This window comes from Micromonospora sp. NPDC049101 (assembly GCF_040648675.1).
In the GTDB taxonomy this organism is placed as follows: Bacteria; Actinomycetota; Actinomycetes; order Mycobacteriales; family Micromonosporaceae; genus Micromonospora.
The window spans coordinates 164,512-189,067 of record NZ_JBEZED010000004.1; the positions used below are offsets into that span (position 1 = coordinate 164,512).

Consider the following 24,556-nt stretch of genomic DNA (forward strand, 5'->3'; position numbering starts at 1 on the left):
GCGGTCAGGGGCAGTTGACCCATTCGTCGGTGCCGTCGCTGAAGACCTGCCGCTTCCAGATCGGCAGGCGCGCCTTGGCCTCGTCGACGAGTCGGGCGCAGGCCGCGAAGGCCGCCGCCCGGTGGGCGGTGCTCACCGCGGCGACGAGCGCCACGTCACCGATCGCCAGGGGGCCGACCCGGTGCGAGACCGCAACCGCGTAGACGTCGGGCTCCGCGGCGATCTCGGCGGCCACCTCGCGCAGCACCTGCGCGGCGCTCGGATGCCCTTCGTACTCCAGGCTGGTGACCTGCCGGCCGTGATCGTGGTCGCGGACCACGCCCTGGAAGGAGACCACGGCACCGGCCCGACGGTCGGCGACCGCCGCCTCGTGTGCGGCCAGGTCGAGCGGCTGGTCGGTGATCTCACCGAAGGTGATCGTCGGTGCGGTCATGACGAACGCTCCCCGGGAAGCAGCGGCAACGGCACGATCGGCACCCGGTCGCCCGGCTCGCCCCTGGTGCCGGGCCGGATGACGGCGAAGCCGTCCGCCCCGGCCAGGCCACGCAGCATCGCGGAGCCGACGTGTCGCACCGGGAACGCGGTCCCGGCGGCCCGGTCCAGCCGGACCAGGGCCAGGTGGGTGTGGTCACCGCGGCCGGGCACCGGCTCGGCCAACGTGGCGTGCGGCAGCACCGGCATCGAGCGGCCCTGGAGGCCGGCGAGCAGCGGCGCGACGAGCGACACCAACGCGATGATGGCGGACTGCGGGTTGCCCGGCAGCCCGGCCACGAACCGGACCCGCCCGTCGTGTCCGGCCACCCGGGCCAGCAGCATCGGGAAGCCCGGACGGACCGCCACGGTGTTGACCACGTAGTCGGCGCCGAGCGCCTCCAGGGTCGGGTGCAGGTGGTCGACCGGGCCGTTCATCGTGCCACCGGTGGTGCAGACCAGGTCGGCGTTGGTCAGCGCCGCCCGCAGGGCCGCCACGTGCGCGGGCAGCGTGTCGGCCACCGGGCCGACCACGTCCGACGGGCGGACCTGGCAGCCGTAGCGCCGCAGCCACGCCGGCACCGCGGGGCCGAGCGCGTCGCGGACCCGACCGGCCGCGGGCGGGCCCGTGGTCAGCAACTCGTCACCGAAGACCAGCAGCGCGGCGCGCGGCGCCCGCCGGACCCGCAGCGTGTCGTGCCCGCAGGAGGCGGCCAGGCCGATCACCGCCGGGTCGACAGGCGTGCCGACCGGCAACAGCTCCTCGTCGGCGTACGCCTCCTCGCCGGGCTCGCGCCACTCGGGTGTCTGCCGGGGAACGCCGCTGACCAGGCCGTCGGCAGTCGCGGACTCCTCCACGCGCAGCACGGCGGTGGCGCCCTCGGGCACCATGGCCCCGGTCGCGATCTCGACCGTCGTGTCGTCCTCGGTGAGCGGGGCGGGGGTGCTGCCGGCCAACACCCGGCCGACGATGCGCCACGGGCCGCCGCCGCGCACCGCCCAGCCGTCCACGCTGGAGGTGGGGAACGCGGGCAGGTCGGTGCGGGTGGTCAGCGGCTCGGCCAGGGTCGACCCGTCGGTGTCGACGAGTGGTCGGTTGGCGGCGGGCAGCGCGGCGGCCAGGCCGACCGCGTAGACCCGGGACCGCGCCTCCTCCCACCCGGCTGGCGGAGGTGCGGCGACCCGATCCGCGGTGGGTGCGGTTTCCGTGCTCACCGGCCGAGCCTATCGGCACGGACCGACACCTGCCCGAGCCTGGCGTGGACCCGTCGGTGGTCTCCGCCGGGGAATCAGTGGTCTCCGCCGCGAAGCTGGTCCACGGTGTGCCCGAGGATCGGCCCGAGCACCGCCAGCCCGTCCCGGGCGCCACCGGTCGAGCCGGGCAGGTTGACCACCAGCATCCGGCCGGCAACCCCGGCCAGACCCCGGGACAGCACCGAGGTGGGCACCCGGTCGCGGCTGTGCGCGCGGATCGCCTCGGCGATGCCGGGGATCTCGTAATCCAGCAGAGCGCCTGTCACGTCCGGTGTGCGGTCCGACGGGGTCACCCCGGTGCCACCACTGGTCAGCACCACGTCGACACCGTCGGCGCGGGCGGCCCGCAGGGCCGCGCCGACCGGCTCGCCGTCGGGCACCACCACCGGGTCGTCGACCTGGCACCCCAACTCGCGCAGGCCGGACACGAGCAGGGGACCGCTGGTGTCGGCGTAGACGCCGGCGGCAGCCCGGTTGGACGCGACGATCACTCGGGCCCGGATCACGGCCGGTCCTCCGGCCGGACCCACTCGCCGGTCTTGCCGCCCTCCTTGCGCAACACCCGGACCGCCTCCACCGAGGCCGCCGGGTCGACCGCCTTGACCATGTCGATCAGGGCGAGACCGGCGACGGCCACGGCGGTGAGCGCCTCCATCTCCACGCCCGTCCGGTCCGCCGTGCGGGCGGTGGCCGTGATCTCCACGGTGTCGGCGGTCAGCCGCAGGTCGACGGTGACGCCGTGCAGGGCGATCGGGTGGCACAGCGGAATCAGGTCGGGGGTGCGCTTGGCGCCCATGATCCCGGCCAACCGACCGACCGCCAACGCGTCGCCCTTGGGCAGCCCGTCGCGGTGCAGCAGGTCGACGACCTCGGGTGTGGTGCGCAAACGGCCGGCCGCGACGGCCAGCCGGCCCGTCACCGCCTTGTCGGAGACGTCGACCATGCGGGCCGCGCCCGCACGGTCGACATGGCTGAGCTGCGCGGGTTCGGTCACGGCCGTGAGTCTATCGGTGCGGTACGACGGCGCTTGGAAGGAGCGGCGTCGCCCCGTACCCGCCAGGCCGGGTGCTGCGGCCCGGCGGTGCATCGCCGCTCCTCCCTCGCCGACCCGCCACCAAGGCCCTGGGGTGACCTGGCAGCGGGTACGTGTCGACGACCCGGTCCTATCCAGAGCAGGACCTCCCCCGTGCGCCGATACGGTCGGTAAGCTACCGGCCCCGCCGATAAGAAATCGATAAGCGACGTTCAGGCTCGTCGGCGCTCCGCACCCAGCTCGGCGAGGCGGCGTTCGGCCTCGAAGCGCTCCGGCACGCCCATCCGTCGGAAGATCGCCAACGCCCGCTCCCAGTGCCGTCGGGCCTCGGCCGGGTCGGTGCGGGCGAAGTGTTCGGCGAGCCCGGCCAGGGCTCGACCCTGCTCGTACGGGTTGGAGACGCGTTCGGCAAGCTGCAGGCCCTGGCGGTGAGCCGCAAGGGCTGCCGGACCGTCTCCGCTCGCCAACAGAGTGGACCCAAGATCATTAAGGGCGATGCACTGCGCGTGCCGCTCGCCCGATTCAACGGCCAACTCGAAGGCGGCCAAGTGGTGTCGTCGGGCGAGGTGGAGCTTGTTGAGCCCTCGGTACGCGACTCCCAGAACGTTACGTGCCTCGGCCTCACCGTACCGGTGACCGGTGCGGTGAAACAGCGACAGCGAGGAGTTCAGCAGCGCCACACTGCGCCGGTACTGCCCAAGCCGGACGCGCACCGCCGCGAGATGGCTCAGAGCGTTCGCCAGGTGGTAGTAATCCTGATTGAGCCGTGCCTGGAACAGGTGCTGTCGGTGGATCTTGAGTGCCTCGTCCCATCGGCCCAGCAATGCCAGCGCGATACCCAGATTCGGCAGGGCCAACGGCACGCGGTTGTCGTAGAGGCGCCCGGCCAGGCTCTGCCGTCCCGTCGCGACAGCCAACTCAAGGTGCCCGCTGAGCAGGTAGACGACGCACAGATTCGAACGGAGTCGGGCCAACTGCCGCCAGTCGCCAGACTCACGGCACAGCGCTATGGCCGCGTCGAGATGAGTTGACGCAAGACGGTGAGAGCCGGTCTTCACCAGGGCCGATGCGAGATAGTTGTGCATCGAGACGATGGCGGATCGGTGTTGGAGCACCATCGCCGAGGCTAGGCCCGCGCGATGGGTGGCAAGAATATCGTCGAAATGCCCCCGTACGTGAAGAAAGCGCCAGAGGGCCCGGGCGAGCTTCCACACCTGGTCGTGGAGTCGGTGCTCGGCGCCGAGGCCCACCAGCATGCCGAGATTCGGGCGCTCCCGCTCAAGCCAATCAACCCCGGACACGGTCTCCGGGCCGATCAGGTCGGGACGTGGGGGCGGACCGGCACCAATCTCCTTGCGGACGTCGACGGACTGGTGCAGCTTCGAGGCGGCCTGCAGGGTGGCGTGCAGGGCGAAGTCCAGGAGCCGCGCCACGGCCGACGTCATGGCTTCGGGCGTCTCGGAAACCAGGCACTGTGCTCGCGAGTACTGCCGCAGGAGGTCGTGTAGTCGGTACCGACCTCCCTCAACCTCGTCAACCAGGTGCAGGTCGACCAGATCATCGAGCAGTCTGGCGGCGACATCGAGCGGCAGGTCGAGCAGCGCCGCGACCATCTCCACGCTGTGCTCACCGCGATGAAGACTCAACATCCGGAAGGCCCGTTTGGCGGGCACCGGCAAGGGCCCGTACGACGTGGCAAAGGCTCGTGCCAGAGTCCGTTCACCGACCTTCAGCTGGTTCAGCGCTGGAGAGTCGGCCGCCAGGAGAGCCGCCAGATCCGCGACCCTGCGTGCCGGTCGAAGGGCAAGACGTGACCCAGCGAGCCGGATCGCCAACGGGAGGTGCCCGCAACGACGCACGACCTCTGCGGCCGCCGCCGGCTCCTCGGCGATCCGCTCGACGCCGGCAGTCTGCGCGAGCAGTTTCAGCCCTTCGTCGAGAGTCATCAGAGGCAACGACTCCGGTGGGCCGACGTCCAGGTCAGCCAGTCGTCGACGAGAAGTCACCAGGACGACCGCGCCCGGCGACGCGGGCAGGAGAGGCCGGACCTGGTCACTGCCCGCCGCGTTGTCGAACACGACCACCGATCTCCGGCTCTCGAGTTCGCGGCGCCACAGCTCCGCCTTGTCGTCGAACTCGGCAGGTATCCGCTCCGCCGGAACTCCGAACTGTCGGAGCAGTGTGACAAGTGCCGCTGACGGCTCGATCCGAGTCGTCTCGCCGTCACCGCACAGGTCGATGAACAAGCTCGCGTCCGGGTATCGCTTCGACAGGCGGCGAGCCAGATGCACGGCCAGAGTGGTCTTTCCGCTGCCCGCCATGCCGTCGATCAGGTGCACTGCCGAGACCCGTTCCTCGACTCGGCGGGTCTCTGCCAGCAGCCGCGACACCACCTCCTCCCGACCAACGAAGTCGGTCACCGCTCGAGGAAGGTGTTCGACAGGCGCACGCCGATGACGTGCCTCGGTTGGGGCGGGCGCGTCTGCGGCGAGCCAACGCGCCAGGGTCGGGCGGGGTGAAACGCTGATCGCCGACTCGCCCGCGGGAGCCTCGGTGACGATCTCCGAGTACAGGCCCTGGATGTCTGGTCCCGGTTCGACGCCCAACTCCTCGGCGAACGTCGTTCGGACCGCGTCGTACACGACGAGAGCTCCGGCATGATCGCCACGCTTGTACAACGCCCGCATGAGGAGGAGGTGCGCCGGTTCCCGGAGGGGGTGACGAACAACGACCTCCCGCAGCAGCGGTATCACCGAGTCGTTCCGCCCCGACCTCAGCTGGACGTCGGCGAGAAGCTCCACGGTCAACAGCCGTTCCTCTTCGACGGCAACGGTTCGGGAGGTGAGGACGGGTCCAAGCGGGACGCCGGCGAGCATCGGACCCCGCCACCGAGCCAAGGCGCGCTCCAGCAGCTCACGGGCACGGTCCAGGTGACCAGCCGTCAGCGCTTCCCGACCCGCGTTCCGTTCCAGCTCGAAGCAAAAGACATCGACCTGTTCCGGGTCCACAACGAGTCGATAGCCGTTGCGTTGGCGTTCGATGGCACCGTGACCGGCCGGGAAAGCCTCGAAAGTCCGACGCAGATTGGCCGCATAGGTCCGCACATTAGCCACAGCTGATCGCGGTGGGCAATCAGCCCATAACTCGTCAACGAGGTCGCCCAATGTCACCAGCCGCCCGGGCTGCACTGCGAGCATCGCGAAGATTGTCTGCTGCTTGGGTGTACCGAGGCGCAGCATGCGGGTAGACAGTTGCACCGCAAGGCCGCCCAGAACCTGAATCTCCACTGGCCCCCTGTTCCAGCCATGAGAGGTACTCAGTCGATCACGCAACGGAGTCTACGACCATTCTCCGGTGACGTGCTGCTCACGGGCGAGGGAGGATGGCCGTTGGTGACCTGAGGATTACCGTGTGGAGGCCGCTTCATAACTCTCTACACCCGCACCGTGTCGGTCGCAAGTTGCATCGACACCGGTCGGGATGCAAATTCCACGTCGTCGTCGCCCCCGCGCCACTCGCACCTGACACCTTTGCCCCGCCTCCCGACACCCCGGTCGCGTCTAGCGAATAACGCATCCATTACCTCGTCGGATACCGTCTGCAGTTGTCAGCTGTCCCCCCAATCCAACACGGTGAGTTCGACCGCACTCCGTTCAGCAGTGATGGACACAACGTCACAAACACTCTCCAACTTGGCTAATGTTGCGCATACCGACATTTATTTCTTCTAAGCTGCCGATCCTTCTCTTAAGCTGCCATTCCGAGGAAGACCTCCCCTTTGGGTAGGCCCTCGAATTGGCTCAGCGAGAAGGGGGCAACGCGATGCGCGGCAGCGAGTGGAACTGACCCCTCGACCGGGGACGTGCACGAGCCTCGAACGGTAGGCTGTGAGCACGGCAGAAGCAGGCCTTCGGGAGTCGCATGACCCTTCCTCAGCGACGAGAGATTGAGACCGATCAGCGGCTACGGCTGCTCGTCGGTCTCGTCGTCGTTGTAGCAACCATCATCACGGCCACGTCGCTTCCGGGCGCGGCGCGCTCGGCGATGACCGCCACGCCGACCAACATCGCGATCCTCGTCGCGCTCACCGTCGCGATCGCCCTGGGCACCCTGGTCAAAGCAAGAGTACGAATCCGGTCCACCACCCACTCGATCAGTTGGACCGAGGCCGCGATCATCATCGGCCTCGCCATCGCCCCGGCCCAGTCGGTGGTCCTCTGTACCGCGGTCGGCATCGCCTTTGCCTCGCTGCGACTGTCGCCGATCAAGATGGCCTTCAGTGTGGGCAAGAACGTCATCGTGGCCTGGGGTGCCGGCATCACGCTGGCAATGACGACCTGGACCTGGCCACCCGAGAGCGTCGTCGCCCTGATCGTGCCGGTAGCCGCCTCGTACCTGGTCGCGGCACTGCTGGACGACCTACTGGCCATCCCGGTCATCGCGCTGGCCTCCGGCACCAAGATCTCAAGGCAGTTCCGGACCAACCTCGACCTCCGACTCGCCGGCTTCGCCGTACGGTTCGTCGTGGCGGTCTGCACGCTGCTGATCCTCGACGCGAACTTCAAACTCCTGTTGGCCGTTCCGCCCCTGGTTCTCAGCCTGCACCTGGCCTACTCCACGAGGATCCGTTCCAGGACCGAACAGCAGGCGTGGCAACGACTCGCCCGCACCACCGACGCGCTCAACGTCGTCGACCTGAACACCGTCCTCACCACCGCCGTCACCCAGGCCGCCGAACTGTTCTCCGCCGACGAGGTCGAAATCGAACTGCGTGACGGCGACCGCACCGTCCGCGGCAACACCGGCGGCATCACCTTCGACGGCCCCATCGGCAAGCCCACCGACGTGGACGGCACGATCGTCCCCACCCCGCTCGAAGGGCACGACCGCACTGTCGACGTCGGCGTCCTCCGACTACGCTTCCGCGGCCCGGTGCAACTCTCCGAGCGCGAGCAGTACACCCTGCGCACCTTCGCCTCCGCACTCTGCACAGCCGTGCGCAACGCCCAGGCGTACGCCGAGCTGGCCCGGGTGGCCGACGAGCACGCGTACGCCGCCACCCACGACGCGCTGACCGGGCTGGCCAACCGCCGGCACCTCCTCGACGAGGGCACCAAACAGTTGAGCGCCCGACACGCGGACGGCGTGACCGCGCTGGTGCTGATCGACCTCAACCACTTCAAGGAGGTCAACGACACACTCGGCCACGCCGCCGGTGACCAGGTGCTGGTTCAGGTCGCCGACCGGCTACGGGACGCGGCGCAGGCGACTGACCTGGTGGCCCGCCTCGGCGGTGACGAGTTCTCCGTACTCCTGCGCGGGCTGCCGGCCCCGGCGGTGGCCGCGCACCGGGCCGAGACGCTCCTCGCCACCCTGCACGAGCCGTTCGAGCTGGACGGCATGCGGATCAGCGTCGAAGCCAGCGGCGGCATCTCCGTCGCCCCGTCGACCGGTGGCATGACCGAGCTGCTGCGCCGCGCCGACGTGGCCATGTACCAGGCGAAGCGTGCCGGGCAGCGACTCTCCACCTACGCCACCACCCGCGACACCGCCGACCTGGGCCGCCTCACCCTCGGTGGCGACCTGCCCCGTGCGGTCGCCGACCACGAGTTCATCGTCAACTTCCAGCCGATCGTCGACCTGGGCACCGGCGAGGTGACAAGCGCCGAGGCGTTGGCCCGCTGGCGCCACCCCACCCACGGCATGATCGACCCACTGCGTTTCCTGGAGGCGGTGGAACGCTCCGGTCTGCTGCCGGCCTTCGCCGAGGCGATCCTCGACCAGGCACTGATCGCGGCCACCACCTGGCGGGACGCCGGCTTCGACATACCCGTCGCGGTCAACGTGTCCCCCCGCAGTCTGCTCGACGCGCGGTTCCCCGGCTCGGTGCTGGCCCGGCTGCGCGCCCACGACCTACCGGCGGACCGGCTGGTGCTGGAGCTGACCGAAACGCTCACGCTCAGCCAACTCGACGTGGTCGACCGCGTGCTCAGCCGGCTGCGCGACGAGGGCGTCCGGTTGGCGTTGGACGACTTCGGCACCGGCTACTCCTCGCTCTCCCTGCTCTCCCGCATCCCCGTGCACGAGCTGAAGATCGACCGAAGCTTCGTCACGACCATGGAGAGTTCAGCGGAGGCAGCCGCGGTCATCCGTTCCACCCTCGACCTGGGTCGCAGCCTCAACCTGGCAGTGGTCGCCGAGGGGGTGGAGAGCGAGCCACAACGGCGGGCCCTCTGGGAGTTGGGCTGCCTCGCCGGCCAGGGCCACCTGTTCGCCCGGCCGGTGCCAGCCGGCACCCTGCTCGCGGCCATGCAACGCGGCTCGGGCGGGCGCCCCGGCGCCCTCGTCGCGCCACTGCACAACGCCGGCGCGGTGATCCGGTTGAGTCAGACCCGCCGCCAACCCGGCCGCACCCGCCTCCCGCACCTGCCCGCCTGACGCGGTCCGGTGCAGGTACGGCCCGGTCTGCCAGACTGGCTCGCGTGATCGCCGACGCCCCGACCGCCCGCCGCCGTCCCTGGCACTGGCGCACGCTCGACACCGCCGCCGGCGGACTCGCCGTCGACCTCGGCCTCTACGCCGTGTCGACCGTCTTCGCCGCGTTCACCGCCGTCACGTCGACCCTGTCGCCGCACCGGGCCTGGGGCGCGGTCGCCGCCGTCGGGTACCTGGCCGCGACGCTCGTGGTGATCACCCAACTCCTGCTGCGTCGGGGCCACCCGAGCGCACCGTTGGTCGGTCTACGCGCCCGCTGGGCGATCACCGGCCTCACCTGGGCGAGCACCGCCCTGCTGCCCCTGCTCTGGCAGAGCATCGAGCGGGCCAGCGGGCGCACCGACCGCGCACAGGAAGAGGTGCTGGTCGTGGAGCACGCCGGCACCCGCCTCCTGGAACACGGCACGCCGTACCTCGGACCCGACGCGATAGCCGCCCTACCCCCCGGCGAACAACTGCTGGGCTACACCCCGTACCAGCCCGGCATGGCGATCTTCGGCGTGCCCAGAGCACTTGCCGACACCTGGTGGACCGACTCCCGGGTCTGGTTCGCGGTGGGCACCGCACTGGCGCTCGCCCTGGCCGTCGCCGCCCTGCGCAGACCACCGGCCCAGACCGGCAGGGGCCACCGACCGGACGCCGCGCTGCTGCGTGGCGTGCAGGCCGCCACCGTCCTGCCCGTCTGCGCCCTCACCCTCGCCACCGGCGGCGACGACCTACCCGTACTCGCGCTCTGCCTGCTGGCCCTCGCGCTCGCCGCCACCGACCGACCCGGCCGCGCCGGCCTCGCGGTCGGGCTCGCCGGCGCACTGAAGCTCTTCGCCTGGCCGGTCGCGCTCGTCCTGATCGTCTGGGGCCTGACCCGACGCGCCGGCACCCGGGTCGCCGCCGGCGCGATCGGCCTGCCCGTCGCGGCCCTGCTGCCGGCGATACTCGTCGACCACGACGCGCTGACCGAGAACGTGCTGCGCTTCCCCCTCGGCCACGGCCTGGTCACCAGCCCCGCGCAGTCCCCCTTCCCCGGCTACCTGATCGCCAACGCGCTACCCGCCGGCCGGATCATCGCCGCCGCGCTGCTTGTCGCCGCCGGCGTGGCCATCGCCGTCCGGCTCGCCCGCCGCCCGCCCCGCACCGCCACCGCCACCGCGCTGATCTGCGGGTACGGGCTACTCGCCGCGATCGCCCTGATGCCCTCGACGCGCTTCGGCTACCTGCTCTACCCGATGGCCCTGCTCACCTGGGCATCCGCCCTGCACCGCCCGGTCCACCCACCGGCCACCCCGGTTCCCGAGCTGGCCAGTCGGACCGCATCGGCGTAACTGCCGGGCGGAACGGCCCGCCAGGGCGTAGACCTGAAGGCATGACGACGTACCGCGACCGGGCCGACGCGGGCCGGGTGCTCGCCGAGCGGCTCACCGCACTCGTCGGCGACCCGGACGTGGTCGTCCTCGGCCTCGTCCGTGGCGGCGTACCGGTCGCCCGTGTCGTCGCCGAACGACTCGGCGCACCACTGGACGTGCTTGTCGTCCGCAAGCTCGGCATGCCGTGGGCCCGGGAGGTCGCCTTCGGCGCGCTCGGGCCGGGCGGTGTCCAGGTGCTCAACGACGCGGTGGCCAGCCGACTCAGCAGCGACGACATCGCCGAGGTCAGCCAACGGGAGCAGGCCGAACTGACCCGTCGGGAACGGCTCTACCGAGGAGGCCGCGCACAGTTGGACCTCACCGGACGGACCGCCGTGATCATCGACGACGGCCTGGCCACCGGCGCGACCGCCCGCGCCGCCGTGGAGGTCGCCCGCCAACTCGGGGCACACCGGGTCGTGGTCGCCGTCCCGGTCGGCGCACAGGAGGCGTACGAACTGCTCGCCGCCGAAGCGGACCAGGTCATCTGTGCCCAACGCCCACCCGAGTTCGGCGCCGTGAGCGTCTACTACGACGACTTCCACGAGGTCTCCGACGCAGAGGTCAGCGAGGCGCTCACAGCAACCGCTTAGGTGGACCAGGTACCGTCGGGCGATGAATAGTCTCACCTGTCCCAAGTGCCATGGAGAGATGCGCCAGTACGAGCGCAGCAGCGTCGTGATCGACCAGTGCGGGGAGTGCCGCGGCATCTTCCTGGACCGCGGCGAGCTGGAGAAGCTGTTCGAGGCCGAGGCCAACTGGAGCCGCCAACAGCCCGGTGGCGCGCCGCAGCAACCCACCCATCAGCCGGCCGGCTACCCACCTCCGCCGCCTCCGCCGCACCAGCCCGGTTACGGTGCCGTCCCGCCGCCGCCCCCGCCCGGCTACCCGCCGGCGCCGGCCTACGGCCACCAGCAGCAACAGCACCACGGCTACCACGGGCACTACCGGCAGAAGAAGCGCAAGGGCTTCCTCGACGAGATGTTCGGCTGAGCCAAGACCGACAACCCGCCCGGGTCGATCACGCGTCGACCCGGGCAGCAGCTCGCCGGTTGGCGGGCGGGATGGTCCATGCGAGGCTGAATCGCATGACCACGATCCGAGCGTACGAGGCGCTGGCCCAGGCGTACGACGGGATCACCGCAGTGGTCGCCGACCTGGACGACGCCGGCCTGCAACGAGCCACCCGCTGCCAGGGCTGGCTCGTCGCGGACCTGCTCCTGCACGTGCTCGGCGACGCCCAGCGTGCGCTTGTCGCACTGGCCAGCCCCGCCGAGGGGCCGGCCGACGTCGACGACGTCAGCTACTGGCGCGACTTCCCCGCCGGCGACGAAGCGAGCACCCGGCACGCCTGGTGGGTGCGCCGATCGGCCGCCGCGTTCGACAGTCCGAGCGGGATCGTCCGGCTCTGGCGCGACACCGCCCCGGCGGCGGTCCGCGCCGCCAGGTCAGCAAACCCCGAGGGGTACGTGACCACGCAGGGGCACGTGCTGCGCGTACCGGACTTCCTCGCCACCCTGACCACCGAGGCGGTCATCCACCACCTGGACCTGACCCCGGCCCTGCCCGACGCACCGCTGCCCGGTCCGCTGGCCGTGGGTGTCGCGGTGGCGACCATGGACGGCCTGCTCAGCGACGACACGGTGCGGCCCACCGCGTGGGACGACCAGGACTTCCTGCTGAAGGCCACCGGGCGCGTCCCGTTGACCGATCGGGACCGGCTGGAGCTGGGTGAGTCGGCGGGCTGGTTCCCCCTGCTCGGCTGATCGACGGCGGGTGCCGCACCGGTCAGCCGATGGCCATGTCCACGAAGCGGGACAGGTGCAGCTGGGCAGCGACGGTCACCGTGTCGGTGGGGCCATTCCGATGCTTAGCGACAATGAAATCCGCTTCGCCGGCCCGCGGCGACTCCTTGTCGTAGTAGTCGTCACGATGCAGAAGGATGACAACATCGGCATCTTGCTCAATTGAGCCTGATTCGCGCAAATCGGACAACTGGGGTCGCTTATCGGTGCGCTGCTCGGGGCCACGGTTCAGCTGACTGACCGCGATGACCGGGCACTCGACCTCCTTGGCCAACAGCTTCAGGCCACGGGACAGATCGGCGACCTCCTGCTGGCGGCTCTCGGTGCGCTTCGGTGAGGTCATCAGCTGCAGATAGTCGACCACGATCATCTTGAGGTCGTGCCGCTGCTTCAACCGTCTGGCCTTGGCCCGGATCTCCATCAGGTTCATGCTCGGCGTGTCATCGACGAAGAGCGGCGCCTCACTGATCTCACCCATGCACCGGGCCAGCTTGGTCCAGTCGTCGTCGGAGAGCTGACCGCTGCGCAGTACGTGCAGTGGCACCCGCGCCTCGGCGGAGAGCAGCCGCATGACGATCTCGACCTTGCTCATTTCCAGCGAGAAGATCGCGGCAGCCTGGTTGGCGCGGATAGCAGCATTGCGGGCGAAGTCCATGCTGGCGGTGCTGTTGTGGGTAGGGATCATCGCCCGGCTGGCCAGGTACAGGTGTTCGTCGTTGTCGACGGTCACGCACCGCACCGGAACGCTGGGGACCGGCCGGACGTCGACGACGAACCGCGAGGTCGTTCGCACGTCGGAGGTGGTGCGGCGACGTTCGGCGTGCGCATCCTGCTTGCGCCTGAGCCGGAAGACGACATCCGGGGTGGAGAAGTTCAACGTGTACGCGATGGACGACTCGGGGGTGCGACCACGGACCGGCTTCACGTTGACCGTGCAGCGGTAGCCGAGGCTGACGACGAGTTCGCGTACCTCATCGGCCAGCCGCTTCGAGGTCGACGTGTACTGCAAGTTGCCGGAGGGGGCGACGGTCCCATCGGTGTCCATCAGCCCAGCGAGCAACGCCCGGCGCTGAGCCTCCGAGGCGCGCAGATAGACGCCCGGGATGTGCTTGTTCCCCGCTACCCCAATCTGACGCAACAGGCCGAGGAAGGAACCGTTCCGGTGACGGCAGTCGGCACACTTCCCGGTCGCTGGATTCTCCCGCAACGCCCTGGTGGAAACGCCGCAGTCCCCGCAGACACCGTTCCCCGAAGCAGCGGACGTGGGCTGCAGCAGAATGGTGTAGATCATCGGCCCGCTGGGCCGCACGACGAAGCCGTCCGCCTCGACGTGCGTGACCATCTCCGGATCTGCCGTGGTGAAGCGGCTGGCGTCGCTGTGCCCGTCACCCAGCCACGTCCCCAAGGTGTAGGGCGGGACCAGCAACTCACGGTCCGGGAGCTGGATGGGTGCGCAGTTCCGTACGGCATGGTTGAGCCGCCGCTGGGCGGTGTCGGTACGCAGCGTGGCTGCGATCTCGGCAGTGGTGACGACGCCGTCGTGGTCGGCCCGGCTGCCGGCGTTGACCTCCCGCTCGGCTCGTTCGAGGAGCGCGCTCAGAAGCGGACCAGTCGGATAGCCGGGCGCAGTCCAGTTCTGCGGCTTGCCGTTGCGGACGATGGGACGGCTGATCCGGCCGACCGATCCGACCTCCCGGGCGACGGTGTGCAGGACATGCCGAAACTCGGGGCCGACCTGTTCAACCGTGTCGAAGAGAGTGATCGGCTGATTCTGCAGAGAGCTCAGCCGCTCGTGTACCGCACGAACGTTGGTCAGCGCCGATTCGGGCCAGTGCCGCCTGTGCCGCGCTGGCCCCTGCCGCCGACTGGCCCGACTGGTCGTCTTCCACAGGTGTTCCGCGTCGGCCACGATGACCGTGCCGTCGGAGAACTCCACCTCGTAGCAGGGGCGGTCGTGCATGACGTCGAAGGCGTGTGTGACGGTGGTGGGTCTGCCGTCCGCCGCCAGAAGTTGATCGCCAGCCTTCACCTCGCCCATGGTGGTCCAGCCACCCGGGGTCGGCAGTGGGGTGTCGAGCGCGAGCGCCTTGCCCAAACCGGGCCTTCCAGCCACGATGATCAACTGTCCAGCGTGCAGGCCGTTGAGTAGTCGGTCCAGGTCGCTGAAGCCGGTCGGCACCCCGGTCATCATGCCGCCCTGCGCGCCCACCGCCTCGATCTCGTCGAGTGTCGGCTGCAACATGTCGGCCAGGATCGCGAAGTCCTCGCTGACCCGGCGTTCGGTGACGTCATAGACGGCCTGCTGGGCGAGGTCCACGACATCGTCGACGTCCCGGGCGCCGCCGCTGGCGGTGCCGTAGCCCAGTTGCACGATCTTGGTGCCGGCCTCGACCAACCGGCGCAGCACCGCGCGTTCGCTGACGATGCGCGCGTAGTAGGCCGCGTTCGCGGCGGTCGGCACGCTGGCGATGAGGGTGTGCAGGTAGGGCGCGCCGCCGATGCGGACCAGGTCGCCGGAGTCGGCGAGCGCCGCCGCAACCGTGATCGAGTCGGCCGGCTCACCCCGGCCGTAGATGTCGAGGATGATGTCGAAGATGGTGGCGTGCACCGGCCGGTAGAAGTCGTTGGTCTTGAGGATCTCGACGACGTCGGCGATGGCGTCCTTGGAGAGCAGCATGCCGCCGAGGACGCACTGCTCTGCGGCGACGTCCTGGGGTGGGGTCTTGTCGAACTGGCCGTCTCGTGGTGCCGGTGGTTGGCCGCCACCGGACCGTGACTCCGCCCGCATGTCGTCGGTGACCGACACGGGTCCCCCCTCCACTGCGTCGGATCTGTTCCAGCTCTACCGCTGGGGTCTGACACTTCCGTCCGACCGGGCCGGTCGATCGGGGGCCATCGCGCCGGCGGTCGGGGGCCAACCATACGGACCCCGAGGTCAGAGACTCAACAACACCGGTGGACGAGCCTCGGGACAACCTGTGGATGCCGGTGGACATGATGTGCGCAGTGTGTGCACAGCCTGTGGATAACCACTGGGGAATTCCTGGCCTCATCTCTTTGACCTGCGGAAACATGCTCCCCAGCCTGTGGAGGAGAATATTTCGGTCGGGTCTGTGACACGATCGTCCCGTACTATCTCCAGCGAACGGCTACACCTGGACAGCGGATTCCGCTTTCGGTTCAGAAGGGTCACACTCCGGCCGTGAGTTACCGGGACTGGGGACGCGGGGATGGCAGCCCGCGCGAGCGCCAGCCGACCTCCTCGTGGGGTGAGCGCGCGGCGTCTCTTCCGGTTGAGCCGTACGACGAGGACGGCCGCTACCGGACGTCCAGCCGGCGGCGTGCGTTGGACCGCGGCCAGGACGAGCCCGTCGACGCCTACCTGCCCCGGTGGGCGCTGGAGTCGGGTGTTCGGCACGCCGACGGCGGCGGTCGCCACGCGGCACCGGACGAGGACGAGCCCGAGCGCGAGCCTGAGCGGCCGACTTCCGGTGCCGGCCGGCGGTCCATCGAGTCGTCGGGCAGCCGACGGCGGGGCAGCGAGACGAGTTGGCGGGAGCAGGCCGCGATCGGCGCGGCCCCCGAGTCGGACCACACCCGGGAGTGGACGCTCGACCGTCCGCAGGAGCAGGGGTACGCCGGGCGCCGACGCGCGGACGCCGGGGAGGATGAGCCGGTCTCCGGTGCTGTCCCGGACCGCCGTCCCCGCCGTGCGCCCGCTGGCCGTCCGCAGGTGATCTGGTCGGGCGGGGATCTGGAGCCCGCTCCGAGCGAGCCGGTGCCGGACGTGAGCCGCCCCACCCGGCGCAGCCGGCGTGCGGCGGAGGAGTCGTGGTCCCGGCCGGCGGACGACCCGTGGGCACGTGGGTCGGATCGGGTGGCCGAGCCCGAGCCGTCGTACCCGCCCGCGGTGGATCCGTGGGACTCGTCGGGCGTGCACGCGTGGCCGCCCGGTGCCGGTGCTGACGGCACGGATCTGAGCGAGCAGTGGTCGGCGGTGGATGGCGTCGGCGGCTGGGTGCGGTCCGACCGCACCGGCCAGTGGGAGCGGTCCGCGATCGAGGACGACCAGTGGGAGCGTGCGTTGCCGCCGCCCTCCGACCGGGCTGCCGCGGCGGAGGATTGGCCGACGCGGGACGACGGGTTCTGGTCCGGCACCCGGCTGGCGGGCGATGATCCCAGATGGACGGATCCGCTGCCGTCGGCGCCCCGCTCACCGGTGGTGGGCTACACGGCTCCTCGGCCGCGCAGTGCGCCGGTGCCCCCTCGGGCCGCGCCACGGCGGCGGGCGGACCGGGCGGCGGTCGGTGCGGCGTCGGTGCGGCGTCGGGTCGAGTCGGCGGCCACCGGTGCCTGGGCTCGCCGCCTGGAGGACGATCTGCTCGACCCGGATCCGGGTGGGCCATTCCGGCCGTTGCTGTACACGGCTGCCTGTTATCTCACGCCGGCGGTTCTGATCTTCGTGTGGCTGTTGACGTTGGACAGTCAGGCGCCGGCTGGTTGTGTGACCGACATCAGCGGGGGTGGGTGCGACTCGCCCCGGTCCCGCGCGTTGGAGTCGCTGCTGGCCGGCTCACCGCGCTTCGCGTTGGCGTTGGCGAGCAGTCTGGTGGTGGCGGCGCTGCTGCGTCGGGTGGGCACGACGTGGCGTTCGGCCACCATCGCGCTCGCCGCCGCGGTGGTGGGCGGCGGCCTCTCCACGGTGCTGATCAGCGCGGTGACCGGTCAACCGATCGGGTGACCGGCCGGCGAGTCGAGGCCGCGCCGGGTGGGTTCGCCGGCGAGCGTGGGAGCCGCGTGCCCGGGCCGTCTCGCCGCTGCTGCACGGGGTGATCGTCAGCGGCACCGGTGGCGAGGCCTTGGTCAGGGGCCGATGACGTACGCACGAGGGCCCGCACCGACTGCTCGGTGCGGGCCCTCGTGGTGGTGTTGCGGACGTCAGCCCTGAAGGACGTTCAGGTTGAACGACGCGGTCACCTCGGGGTGAAGCTTGATCTTCACCGGGTAGCTGCCGGTCGACTTGATGTGACCGGGCACCTCCAGCCGGCGACGGTCGAGGACCGGGCCGCTGGCCGCCTTGACGGCGTCGACGATCTCGGCCGGAGTGACCGAGCCGAAGAGCCGTCCGCCGTCGCCGGCGCGGACCTTCAGGTTGACCTTGAGACCCTCGAGCTGAGCCTTGACCTCGTTGGCGTGGTCGAGGTCGCGGATCTCGCGAGCCCCACGGGCCCGCTTGATGACCGTGACCTGCTTTTCCGCGCCCTTGGTCCAGGCGATCGCGAAGCCCTGCGGCAGCAGGTAGTTACGGCCGTAGCCGTCCTTGACCTCGACGACGTCGCCCGGGGCACCGAGGCCGGACACTTCCTGAGTCAGGATGATCTTCATATCGGTGCCTCCTCTCAGCGGGTGGTGGCCGTGTACGGCAGGAGCGCCATCTCACGGGCGTTCTTGACTGCACGGGCGATCTGCCGCTGCTGCTGCGAGGTCACGCCGGTCACCCGACGAGCGCGGATCTTGCCGCGATCGGAGATGAACTTGCGCAGCAGCGCGGTGTCCTTGTAATCGATGTAGGCGATCCCGTCCTTGTCGAGCGGGTTCACCTTCTTCTTGGGCTTGCGCAGTGCCGCAGCCTTGGCCGTTGCACGTGCTCCTGGTTTGCGATCGCGAGCGCTAGGCGCCATTAGAACGGTGGCTCCTCATCAAAATTGGCGCCCGAACCGGCACGCGCGGGAGAGGGAGAGGGAGCAGCCGAAGCCCAGGGGTCGTCGAAGTTGCCTCCGCCGCCACCCTGACCGCCGCCACCGCCGCCACCGAAGCCGCCGCCACCGCCGCCGGAGCGGGACATCTTCTGCACCTTCGCCGTGGCGTAGCGCAGCGACGGGCCGATCTCGTCGACCTCAAGCTCGATGACGGTGCGCTTCTCACCCTCGCGGGTCTCGTACGACCGCTGACGCAGCCGGCCCGACACGATCACCCGGGCGCCACGCTGCAGCGACTCGGCGACGTGCTCGGCGGCCTGCCGCCACACGGTGCATGCGAGGAACAGCGGCTCGCCGTCCTTCCATTCGTTCGACGCCTTGTCCATGAAACGGGGCGTCGAAGCGACTCGGAACTTGGCGACCGCAGCCCCGGAGGGGGTGAACCGCAACTCGGGGTCATCGGTCAGATTGCCGATGACCGTGATGGTGGTGTCTCCTGCCATGACCATCTCCTCGCGCACTCAGCGTCTCGTCGTACAGGCTCGCAGAGCCGTACGACAGAGTCACGGAGGCTGATCCGGACGAACCGGGGTTGGATGCTCTAGCGCATTTCCGGTCGGATGACCTTGGTGCGCAGCACGGACTCGTTGAGGCGCAACTGACGGTCCAGCTCGGCCACCGCAGCAGGCGTGGCCTGCAGGTCGATGACGGCGTAGATGCCCTCGGCCTTCTTGTTGATCTCGTACGCGAGGCGCCGGCGGCCCCACACGTCGGTCTTCTCAACCGAGCCACCCGCGGTCCGAATCACGTTCAGGTACGTGTCGAGCGACGGTGCGACGGTGCGCTCCTCGAGGCTGGAGTCGAGGATGACCATGAGTTCGTAGTGACGCAAGACGTGCTCACCTCCTGTGGGCTAAGCGGCCACGGTCCTTCCGTGGCAGGAGGTCTTGTGTCGCTGCCCGCACGCGCCGAGGGAACCCGGCCGGACGCGGACAACCGCACCAGGATACCCGGTCCGAACGATCATGCCCGGGGCGGTCGGATCAGCACCCGGACACGCTGACGGGGGTCCACCGCCCGACCGGGTAGCGATCGGTGGTGGACCCCCGTCCAACGAGGCCGCGGGGCGTCCCGTCCGCATTCCTTGGGTGGGACCTGGGGAGGAACGACCACACCGATGAGGTTGGACGGAAGACGCCCCGCGGAGCTTTATCGTGTTGTTATCTGACGATACAACAGCACTCGTACCTTGTCGGGGGAAAAAGTACAAATTTCCGAGATTCTTCATCGGCCTGGATCCGGGGTGTGAAGGGGCCGCCCCCGCCGCGCCGGGCCGCGTGGCGGAGGCAACCTCGCTGTCGGCCGTCGACCCCGGTCACCGGACGTGGCGCCCACGCCACCAACCGGACCGGGCACTGGTCGCCGGTTCAATCCCATCAACGAGCGTCGGTCCGAGCGGTGACGTGTGACCCCCCGCGACACCGCCCCGACCGTCGCGGCGGCAGTCAGGGTCGCGACGTAGGCTCGCTCGCATGCGTATCGGAGCCCACGTCGACTCGACCGACCCGCTGGCGGAGGCGGCCGCCCGGTCCGCCGACACCGTGCAGTTCTTCCTCTCCGACCCTCAGGGATGGAAGGCGCCCAAGCCTCGGGAGGACGCCGAACTACTGCGCACGGCCGAGGTCGACCTCTACGTGCACGCGCCGTACGTCATCAACGTGGCGACCCTCAACAACCGCATCCGGATCCCGAGCCGGAAGCTGTTGCTCGGGCACGCCAACGCGGCCGCCGCCATCGGCGCCAAGGGCGTGATCGTCCACGGCGGGCACGTCAACGCCGGTGACGACCTGGCCGTCGGCTTCGACAACTGGCGCAAGACCTTCGCGTACGCCGCCGACTCCGGTGGCTTCGGCGTGCCGGTTCTGATCGAGAACACCGCCGGGGGCGACAACGCGTGCGCCCGACGACTGGACGCGCTGGCTCGACTCTGGGACGCCATCGGCGACCACGAGGTCGGTTTCTGCCTGGACACCTGCCACGCGTACGCGGGCGGCGAGGACCTGCTCGGGCTCGTCGACCGGGTCAAGGCGATCACCGGCCGGATCGACCTGATCCACGCCAACAACTCCAAGGGCGCGTTCAACTCCGGCCAGGACCGGCACGACAACCTGGGCGGCGGGACGATCGACCCGGAACTGGTGGTGGCGGTGATCCGGGCGGCCGGGGCGCCGGTGGTGGTCGAGACACCGGGGGGTGTGGCCGGTCAGGCCGCCGACATCGACTTCCTCCGTCAGCAGCTCGGGACGGAGAGCCGGGCAGCATGACGACCGGACAGCCCGGGACCGGTGCGGCCCGGCCCGCCCCCGCCGGCGCGGAAGCCGAGAACCAACCCGCCACCGCATCCACGACGGGCCGCCCGACCCGGTCGGCCGACACCTCGGGCACCGACCAGGCGCCCGACTCCGCCGAGGCATCGGTTGCGACGTCGGCGGAAAGCCCCGGGCCGCGATCGACCGACGGCGCGAAACCCGGAGCGGCGACGAACGGCAGGCCCACGGGCGCCAGCGTCGCCACCGGTGACATCGAACCCGGTCCCGCGAAGGACGACGCGGCCAAAACCAGCGGTACGCGCGAAGCAAGCGATACCGCCAAAGCCAGCGGTACCGGCGAAGCAAGCGACGCGACCAAAGCCAGCGACACAGCCAAGGCCAGCGGTACGGCCCGGGACGTCACCGGCACGGACGCACCGAAGCGCGGCTGGATCAGCCGCCTGACCAAGCGCGGCAAGGCGGCCAAGGGGGCCAGCGCCACGGCCGGCGCCCCGGTCAACGACAGCGACCCGGCCAAGGACGACAAGACCAAGGCAGACGCCGCCAAAGACGGCGTCCTGGTCAAGGACAACGACCCGGACAAGGACGACAAGACCAAGGCAGGCGCCGCCAAGGACGGCGACCCGGCCAAGGACGGCGACCCGAAGGACGACGCGGCCAAGGGCGATGGCGCGACCAAGAGCGCGAAGCCGGGCGACGCCAACGGTCAGCCACTGACCGATGGCGAGACGAAGCCGGCTGACCCGGATCGTTGGGAGGCGTTCGCTTCCGCTCCGGAGCCGAAGCCGTCCATCCTCACCCGGTCCGGCCGGGCCGTGGGCCGATTCCTGATCCACGAGTGGACCCTGGCCGCCCTCGGCGCGCTGGCGCTGGCCGTGCTGATGACCTGGCCGACGCTGCGCTACCCGCGCTACACACTTCCGCAGGACTACTGGGATCCGAGCCTGCAAGCCTGGCAGATGGCCTGGTCGGGGCACATCCTGCTGGCCGATCCGGCGCGCCTGTGGCAGTCCAACACGTTCTTCCCCGAGCTGTGGAGTTTCGCGTTCTCCGACACCCTGCTCGGGTACGCCCCGGCGGGGATGCTCGGCAGCGGCCCCGAGGACGCGGTCCTGCGCTACAACATCATGTTCGTGCTGGCGCACGCGCTCGCCACGTTCGGGGCGTACGCCCTGGCCCGACAGCTCGGTGCCGGCCGGATCGGTGCCGCCGTCGCCGGGGTCACCTACGCCTACGCGCCGTGGTTGCTGTCCCAGGCCGGGCACCTGCACGTGCTCTCCAACGGCGGGATTCCGCTGGCGCTGGCGATGTTGGCGCGCGGGCACGGTTGGTCACTGCGGCACGGTTACCGACCCGAGCGCCGGCACGACGGTTGGGTCTACGGCGGTTGGCTGGTGGCTGCCTGGCAGCTCAGCCTCGGCTTCGGCATCGGGCTGCCGTTCGCGTACTTCCTCGGCGTCGCGGTGTTGGTCGCCGTCGTCCTCTTCTACGTGCGGCGGCTGCGCACCCGCCAGGCCGTACCGTTCGGTCGCCGGCTGCTCCTCGCCGACCTGCTCGGCGGGTTGCTGTTCGCCGGTGTGGGTCTGCTGATGGCGTTCCCGTTCTTCCGGGTGACCGAGCTGCACCCGTACGCCGAGCGCACCATCGACGACGTCGGCATCTTCTCGCCGCCGGCGTCGGGTTTCGTGACGTCACCCGCGGAGTCGTTGATCTGGGGTGGACTGCACAAGGGCGCCCGGGCGGCACTGCCGTGGCATCCGGAGATGACCCTGTTGCCGGGCTACGTGCTCTACGCGCTCGCCCTGGGTGGGCTGTTCTTCTCGGTCTGGCGGCTGCGGCATCGCCTGCTGCTGCTCGCCGGGGTGCTGGTGACGATGGCCTTCGCGATGGGCACCCGTTTCTTCGACGGCACCTTCACCTACGTGCCGCTCTTCGAGCACGTGCCGGGCTGGAGTGCTCTGCGTACTCCCGGTCGGTTGATGTTGTGGACCACGTTGTTGCTTGGCCTGCTCGCGGCGGGAGCGGTCACCGCGCTCACCGACCGGGTCCGCGAGTTGACCGCGCAGCGGATCCCGTCGTGGCCGGGGCCGTGGCTGCGGATGGCCACGTTGCTGCCGCTGCTGCTGGTCACCGTCGAGGGCCTGAACAACACCCCGCACCCGGTGGTGCCGAGACAGCCGGCCGCGATGCGTACGGCCGAGGGACCCCTGCTGGTGTTGCCCAGCAGCCAGAACCTGGACCAGCACGTGATGCTCTGGTCGACAAGTGGGTTCCCCGACGTGGTCAACGGCGGCAGTGGCTTCACTCCACGGCAGCTGGACGACGTCCGTCGGGTGAGCCAGGCGTTCCCCAACCAGACAAGCATCGACTACCTGCGCACGCTCGGCGTCCGGACGGTGGTGCTGCTGCGCGACCGGGTGCCAGGTACGCCGTGGGAGATCACCATCGACGCACCTGTCGAGTCGCTCGGCATCACCCGCCAGGAGGTCGGGAACGCCGTCGTCTACAAGCTCTGACGCGGGGTCAGGTGGCGGGGGTGGGCTCGGGTTCGGGTTCGGGGGCCGGTGCTTTGCGGCGCCAGCGGTCCAGCCACGGCGCATCGGGTGCGCCGTCGAGGACGCCACCGTCCGGGTCGTCCGGGTAGGTGGCCCGTACGGCGTCCCGCTCGGGGTGCCGGATCTCCTGGATGACCAGCACGCAGAGCACCACCACGGTGGTCAGCCGCAACGTGGAGGCCAGCACGAACACCCCCTCGGGGAAGACCGGGCGGCTGGTCGCCGCGCCGAGCAGCTCACCGTAGAAGGCGACGAAGTAGCAGACCTCGGCGATCTGCCAGGCCAGGAAGGCTCCCCACTTGGGGCGGGCCAGCACCACCAACGGCAGGAGCCACAGCACGAACTGCTGCGACCAGACCTTGCTGAAGATGAGGAACGCCGCGACCACCAGGAAGGCGAGCTGGCCCAGCCGCGGGCGGCGTGGTGCCCGCAGCGCCAGCACGGCCACGCCGAGGCAGGCCAGCCCGAACAGCGCGTACGAAAGGTTGTTGAGGGCGGGGATGTTGCCGTTCAGCCACTCGAACGGGCCGAGCCGGGCGGGGTCGTTGCCCACCTTGCCGTCCAGGTAACGCCCGATGTACCAGAACGTGCCCCAGTCGATCGGCCGAGTGGTGTTCAGCTCGAAGAATCGGTCCCAGTTGTCCGGGTACGCTCGCGCGGCGGGCAGGTTCACCAGCACCACGGCGGCGATCGCCGTACCGATGGCGGTGAGCGCGGCACGGACCCGGTCGGCCCGCAGCGCGAGAATGAGGATCGGCCCGAGCAGGAACAACGGCCACAGCTTGGCCGCGCCGGCCAGCCCGAGCAGCACACCGGCGACCGCCGGTCGTTTTCGGGCCCAGGCCAGCAGGCCGAAGGCGGCCAGCCCGATGGCCAGCAGGTCCCAGTTGACGGTGGCGGTGAGCACCAACGCCGGGGCGAGTGCGAACAACGCGGCGTCCCAGGGTCGTCTGCGGCGCAGCGCCAGGATCACCGCCACCGTGGCCACCGCGAGCGAGCCCAGCACCAGCGCGTTGAGGTTGTAGAACCACTGGCCCTGGTTGATGCCCGGGTCGTCGACACCGACCGCGTGCACCGGCAGGCCCAACGCGCCCATGAAGTAGCCGGTCAGCACCGGGTACTCGACCGGGTGGTCACGGTAGGGCACCTTGCCCTCGTTGAGCCCTTCGGCGTAGTAGAGGGCGAGGACGTCGGTGTAGCAGAACCGGGTGTACTGGACGTTGTTCTGCCAGGCGCCGTCCTGGCAGGGCGACTTCTGCACCCAGTGCAGCGCGAGAGTGAGGCAGACCAGGGCCAGCACGATCCGGACCGCGGTCCAGAACCGCCGCTCCTGGCTGGCCGGCCGGTCCAGCGCGGTCGCGTGGTCGCCCAGCGGGCCGCCGATCGCACCGGAGAGGCCGCGGACGAACCCGTCGGAGCGGGACGGGTGGTCGGTGGTGCCGGCGTCGTCGATGCCGGGCGTCGACTGGGTGCTCATGAAAAGGCATCCTGCCGTATGACGGGGGTACCCGTCC

General features: G+C 70.2%; 19 protein-coding genes. 8 read left to right on the plus strand and 11 right to left on the minus strand.

Going from position 1 to position 24,556, the window contains the following annotated elements; translation table 11 throughout:
* Positions 1–4: 4 nt before the first annotated feature.
* The 5 genes from AB0B57_RS06855 to AB0B57_RS06875 form a co-directional block, all read right to left on the minus strand.
* Positions 5–433: a molybdenum cofactor biosynthesis protein MoaE gene (locus tag AB0B57_RS06855; RefSeq protein WP_357066028.1), complete on the minus strand. Its 429-nt coding sequence runs from the start codon at positions 431–433 to the stop codon at positions 5–7.
* Entirely contained in the window at positions 430–1,686 is a 1,257-nt protein-coding gene (locus AB0B57_RS06860; protein ID WP_357066031.1) for a molybdopterin molybdotransferase MoeA, read from the minus strand. Before AB0B57_RS06860 ends, AB0B57_RS06855 begins: the two co-directional genes overlap by 4 nt.
* A gap of 74 nt (positions 1,687–1,760) precedes the next feature.
* Positions 1,761–2,231, minus strand: coding sequence for a MogA/MoaB family molybdenum cofactor biosynthesis protein (locus tag AB0B57_RS06865; protein ID WP_357066033.1), 471 nt, complete (start codon positions 2,229–2,231; stop codon positions 1,761–1,763).
* Positions 2,228–2,719 carry a cyclic pyranopterin monophosphate synthase MoaC gene (gene moaC / locus AB0B57_RS06870; protein ID WP_357066037.1) on the minus strand — a complete coding sequence of 164 codons (492 nt, stop codon included), beginning with the start codon at positions 2,717–2,719 and terminating at the stop codon, positions 2,228–2,230. The genes AB0B57_RS06865 and moaC overlap by 4 nt, the downstream gene beginning before the upstream one ends.
* 251 nt (positions 2,720–2,970) lie before the next feature.
* Positions 2,971–6,045 (minus strand): BTAD domain-containing putative transcriptional regulator, encoded by a 3,075-nt coding sequence (locus tag AB0B57_RS06875; protein WP_357066040.1) that lies wholly within the window; start codon positions 6,043–6,045, stop codon positions 2,971–2,973.
* Between the two features lie 757 nt (positions 6,046–6,802).
* Between AB0B57_RS06875 and AB0B57_RS06880 the strand changes: the two genes are divergently transcribed.
* The 5 genes from AB0B57_RS06880 (at position 6,803) to AB0B57_RS06900 (ending at position 12,419) form a co-directional block, all read left to right on the plus strand.
* The gene (locus AB0B57_RS06880) at positions 6,803–9,196 is read left to right on the plus strand and encodes a bifunctional diguanylate cyclase/phosphodiesterase (protein ID WP_357066539.1); all 2,394 of its coding nucleotides are present in this window, start codon (positions 6,803–6,805) and stop codon (positions 9,194–9,196) included.
* Between the two features lie 44 nt (positions 9,197–9,240).
* Complete coding sequence (locus tag AB0B57_RS06885; RefSeq protein WP_357066043.1) at positions 9,241–10,572, plus strand: glycosyltransferase family 87 protein; 1,332 nt, start codon at positions 9,241–9,243, stop codon at positions 10,570–10,572.
* 41 nt (positions 10,573–10,613) lie between these two features.
* Positions 10,614–11,246 carry a phosphoribosyltransferase family protein gene (locus tag AB0B57_RS06890; RefSeq protein ID WP_357066046.1) on the plus strand — a complete coding sequence of 211 codons (633 nt, stop codon included), beginning with the start codon at positions 10,614–10,616 and terminating at the stop codon, positions 11,244–11,246.
* Positions 11,247–11,268: 22 nt separating this feature from the next.
* Complete coding sequence (locus AB0B57_RS06895; protein WP_357066049.1) at positions 11,269–11,646, plus strand: zf-TFIIB domain-containing protein; 378 nt, start codon at positions 11,269–11,271, stop codon at positions 11,644–11,646.
* 95 nt (positions 11,647–11,741) lie between these two features.
* A complete protein-coding gene (locus AB0B57_RS06900; RefSeq protein ID WP_357066052.1) occupies positions 11,742–12,419 on the plus strand; it encodes a maleylpyruvate isomerase N-terminal domain-containing protein in 678 nt (225 codons plus the stop codon).
* Positions 12,420–12,441: 22 nt separating this feature from the next.
* Here AB0B57_RS06900 and dnaB read toward each other — a convergent pair whose 3' ends face one another.
* On the minus strand, positions 12,442–15,279 hold the full coding sequence (dnaB, locus tag AB0B57_RS06905; protein WP_357066055.1) for a replicative DNA helicase: 2,838 nt from the start codon (positions 15,277–15,279) through the stop codon (positions 12,442–12,444).
* A 381-nt stretch (positions 15,280–15,660) separates the two neighbouring features.
* On the opposite strand from dnaB, the gene AB0B57_RS06910 reads away from it, so the two are divergent.
* Entirely contained in the window at positions 15,661–17,199 is a 1,539-nt protein-coding gene (locus tag AB0B57_RS06910; RefSeq protein WP_357066058.1) for a hypothetical protein, read from the plus strand.
* Between the two features lie 197 nt (positions 17,200–17,396).
* Here AB0B57_RS06910 and rplI read toward each other — a convergent pair whose 3' ends face one another.
* From rplI to rpsF, 4 genes are all read right to left on the minus strand, one after another.
* Positions 17,397–17,843 carry a 50S ribosomal protein L9 gene (rplI, locus tag AB0B57_RS06915; RefSeq protein ID WP_355028584.1) on the minus strand — a complete coding sequence of 149 codons (447 nt, stop codon included), beginning with the start codon at positions 17,841–17,843 and terminating at the stop codon, positions 17,397–17,399.
* Positions 17,844–17,857: 14 nt separating this feature from the next.
* Positions 17,858–18,139, minus strand: coding sequence for a 30S ribosomal protein S18 (gene rpsR, locus AB0B57_RS06920; protein WP_051723758.1), 282 nt, complete (start codon positions 18,137–18,139; stop codon positions 17,858–17,860).
* Entirely contained in the window at positions 18,139–18,678 is a 540-nt protein-coding gene (locus AB0B57_RS06925; protein WP_030487687.1) for a single-stranded DNA-binding protein, read from the minus strand. The genes rpsR and AB0B57_RS06925 overlap by 1 nt, the downstream gene beginning before the upstream one ends.
* A gap of 80 nt (positions 18,679–18,758) precedes the next feature.
* Complete coding sequence (gene rpsF / locus AB0B57_RS06930; RefSeq protein ID WP_036391391.1) at positions 18,759–19,049, minus strand: 30S ribosomal protein S6; 291 nt, start codon at positions 19,047–19,049, stop codon at positions 18,759–18,761.
* A gap of 640 nt (positions 19,050–19,689) precedes the next feature.
* Here rpsF and AB0B57_RS06935 point away from each other — a divergent pair.
* Positions 19,690–20,481, plus strand: coding sequence for a deoxyribonuclease IV (locus AB0B57_RS06935; RefSeq protein ID WP_357066063.1), 792 nt, complete (start codon positions 19,690–19,692; stop codon positions 20,479–20,481).
* Positions 20,478–23,003, plus strand: coding sequence for a hypothetical protein (locus AB0B57_RS06940; RefSeq protein WP_357066066.1), 2,526 nt, complete (start codon positions 20,478–20,480; stop codon positions 23,001–23,003). The genes AB0B57_RS06935 and AB0B57_RS06940 overlap by 4 nt, the downstream gene beginning before the upstream one ends.
* Before the next feature lie 7 nt (positions 23,004–23,010).
* Here AB0B57_RS06940 and AB0B57_RS06945 read toward each other — a convergent pair whose 3' ends face one another.
* Positions 23,011–24,519 (minus strand): glycosyltransferase 87 family protein, encoded by a 1,509-nt coding sequence (locus AB0B57_RS06945; RefSeq protein WP_357066069.1) that lies wholly within the window; start codon positions 24,517–24,519, stop codon positions 23,011–23,013.
* Positions 24,520–24,556 lie beyond the last annotated feature (37 nt).

Excerpts from the sequence above, each read along its gene's own strand:
- AB0B57_RS06855 (WP_357066028.1), bottom strand. The coding sequence starts at position 433 with ATGACCGCACCGACGATCACCTTCGGTGAGATCACCGACCAGCCGCTC.
- AB0B57_RS06880 (WP_357066539.1), top strand. The coding sequence starts at position 6,803 with ATGACCGCCACGCCGACCAACATCGCGATCCTCGTCGCGCTCACCGTC.
- AB0B57_RS06890 (WP_357066046.1), top strand. The coding sequence starts at position 10,614 with ATGACGACGTACCGCGACCGGGCCGACGCGGGCCGGGTGCTCGCCGAG.
- AB0B57_RS06895 (WP_357066049.1), top strand. The coding sequence starts at position 11,269 with ATGAATAGTCTCACCTGTCCCAAGTGCCATGGAGAGATGCGCCAGTAC.
- AB0B57_RS06900 (WP_357066052.1), top strand. The coding sequence starts at position 11,742 with ATGACCACGATCCGAGCGTACGAGGCGCTGGCCCAGGCGTACGACGGG.
- rplI (WP_355028584.1), bottom strand. The coding sequence starts at position 17,843 with ATGAAGATCATCCTGACTCAGGAAGTGTCCGGCCTCGGTGCCCCGGGC.
- rpsR (WP_051723758.1), bottom strand. The coding sequence starts at position 18,139 with ATGGCGCCTAGCGCTCGCGATCGCAAACCAGGAGCACGTGCAACGGCC.
- AB0B57_RS06935 (WP_357066063.1), top strand. The coding sequence starts at position 19,690 with ATGCGTATCGGAGCCCACGTCGACTCGACCGACCCGCTGGCGGAGGCG.
- AB0B57_RS06940 (WP_357066066.1), top strand. The coding sequence starts at position 20,478 with ATGACGACCGGACAGCCCGGGACCGGTGCGGCCCGGCCCGCCCCCGCC.
- AB0B57_RS06945 (WP_357066069.1), bottom strand. The coding sequence starts at position 24,519 with ATGAGCACCCAGTCGACGCCCGGCATCGACGACGCCGGCACCACCGAC.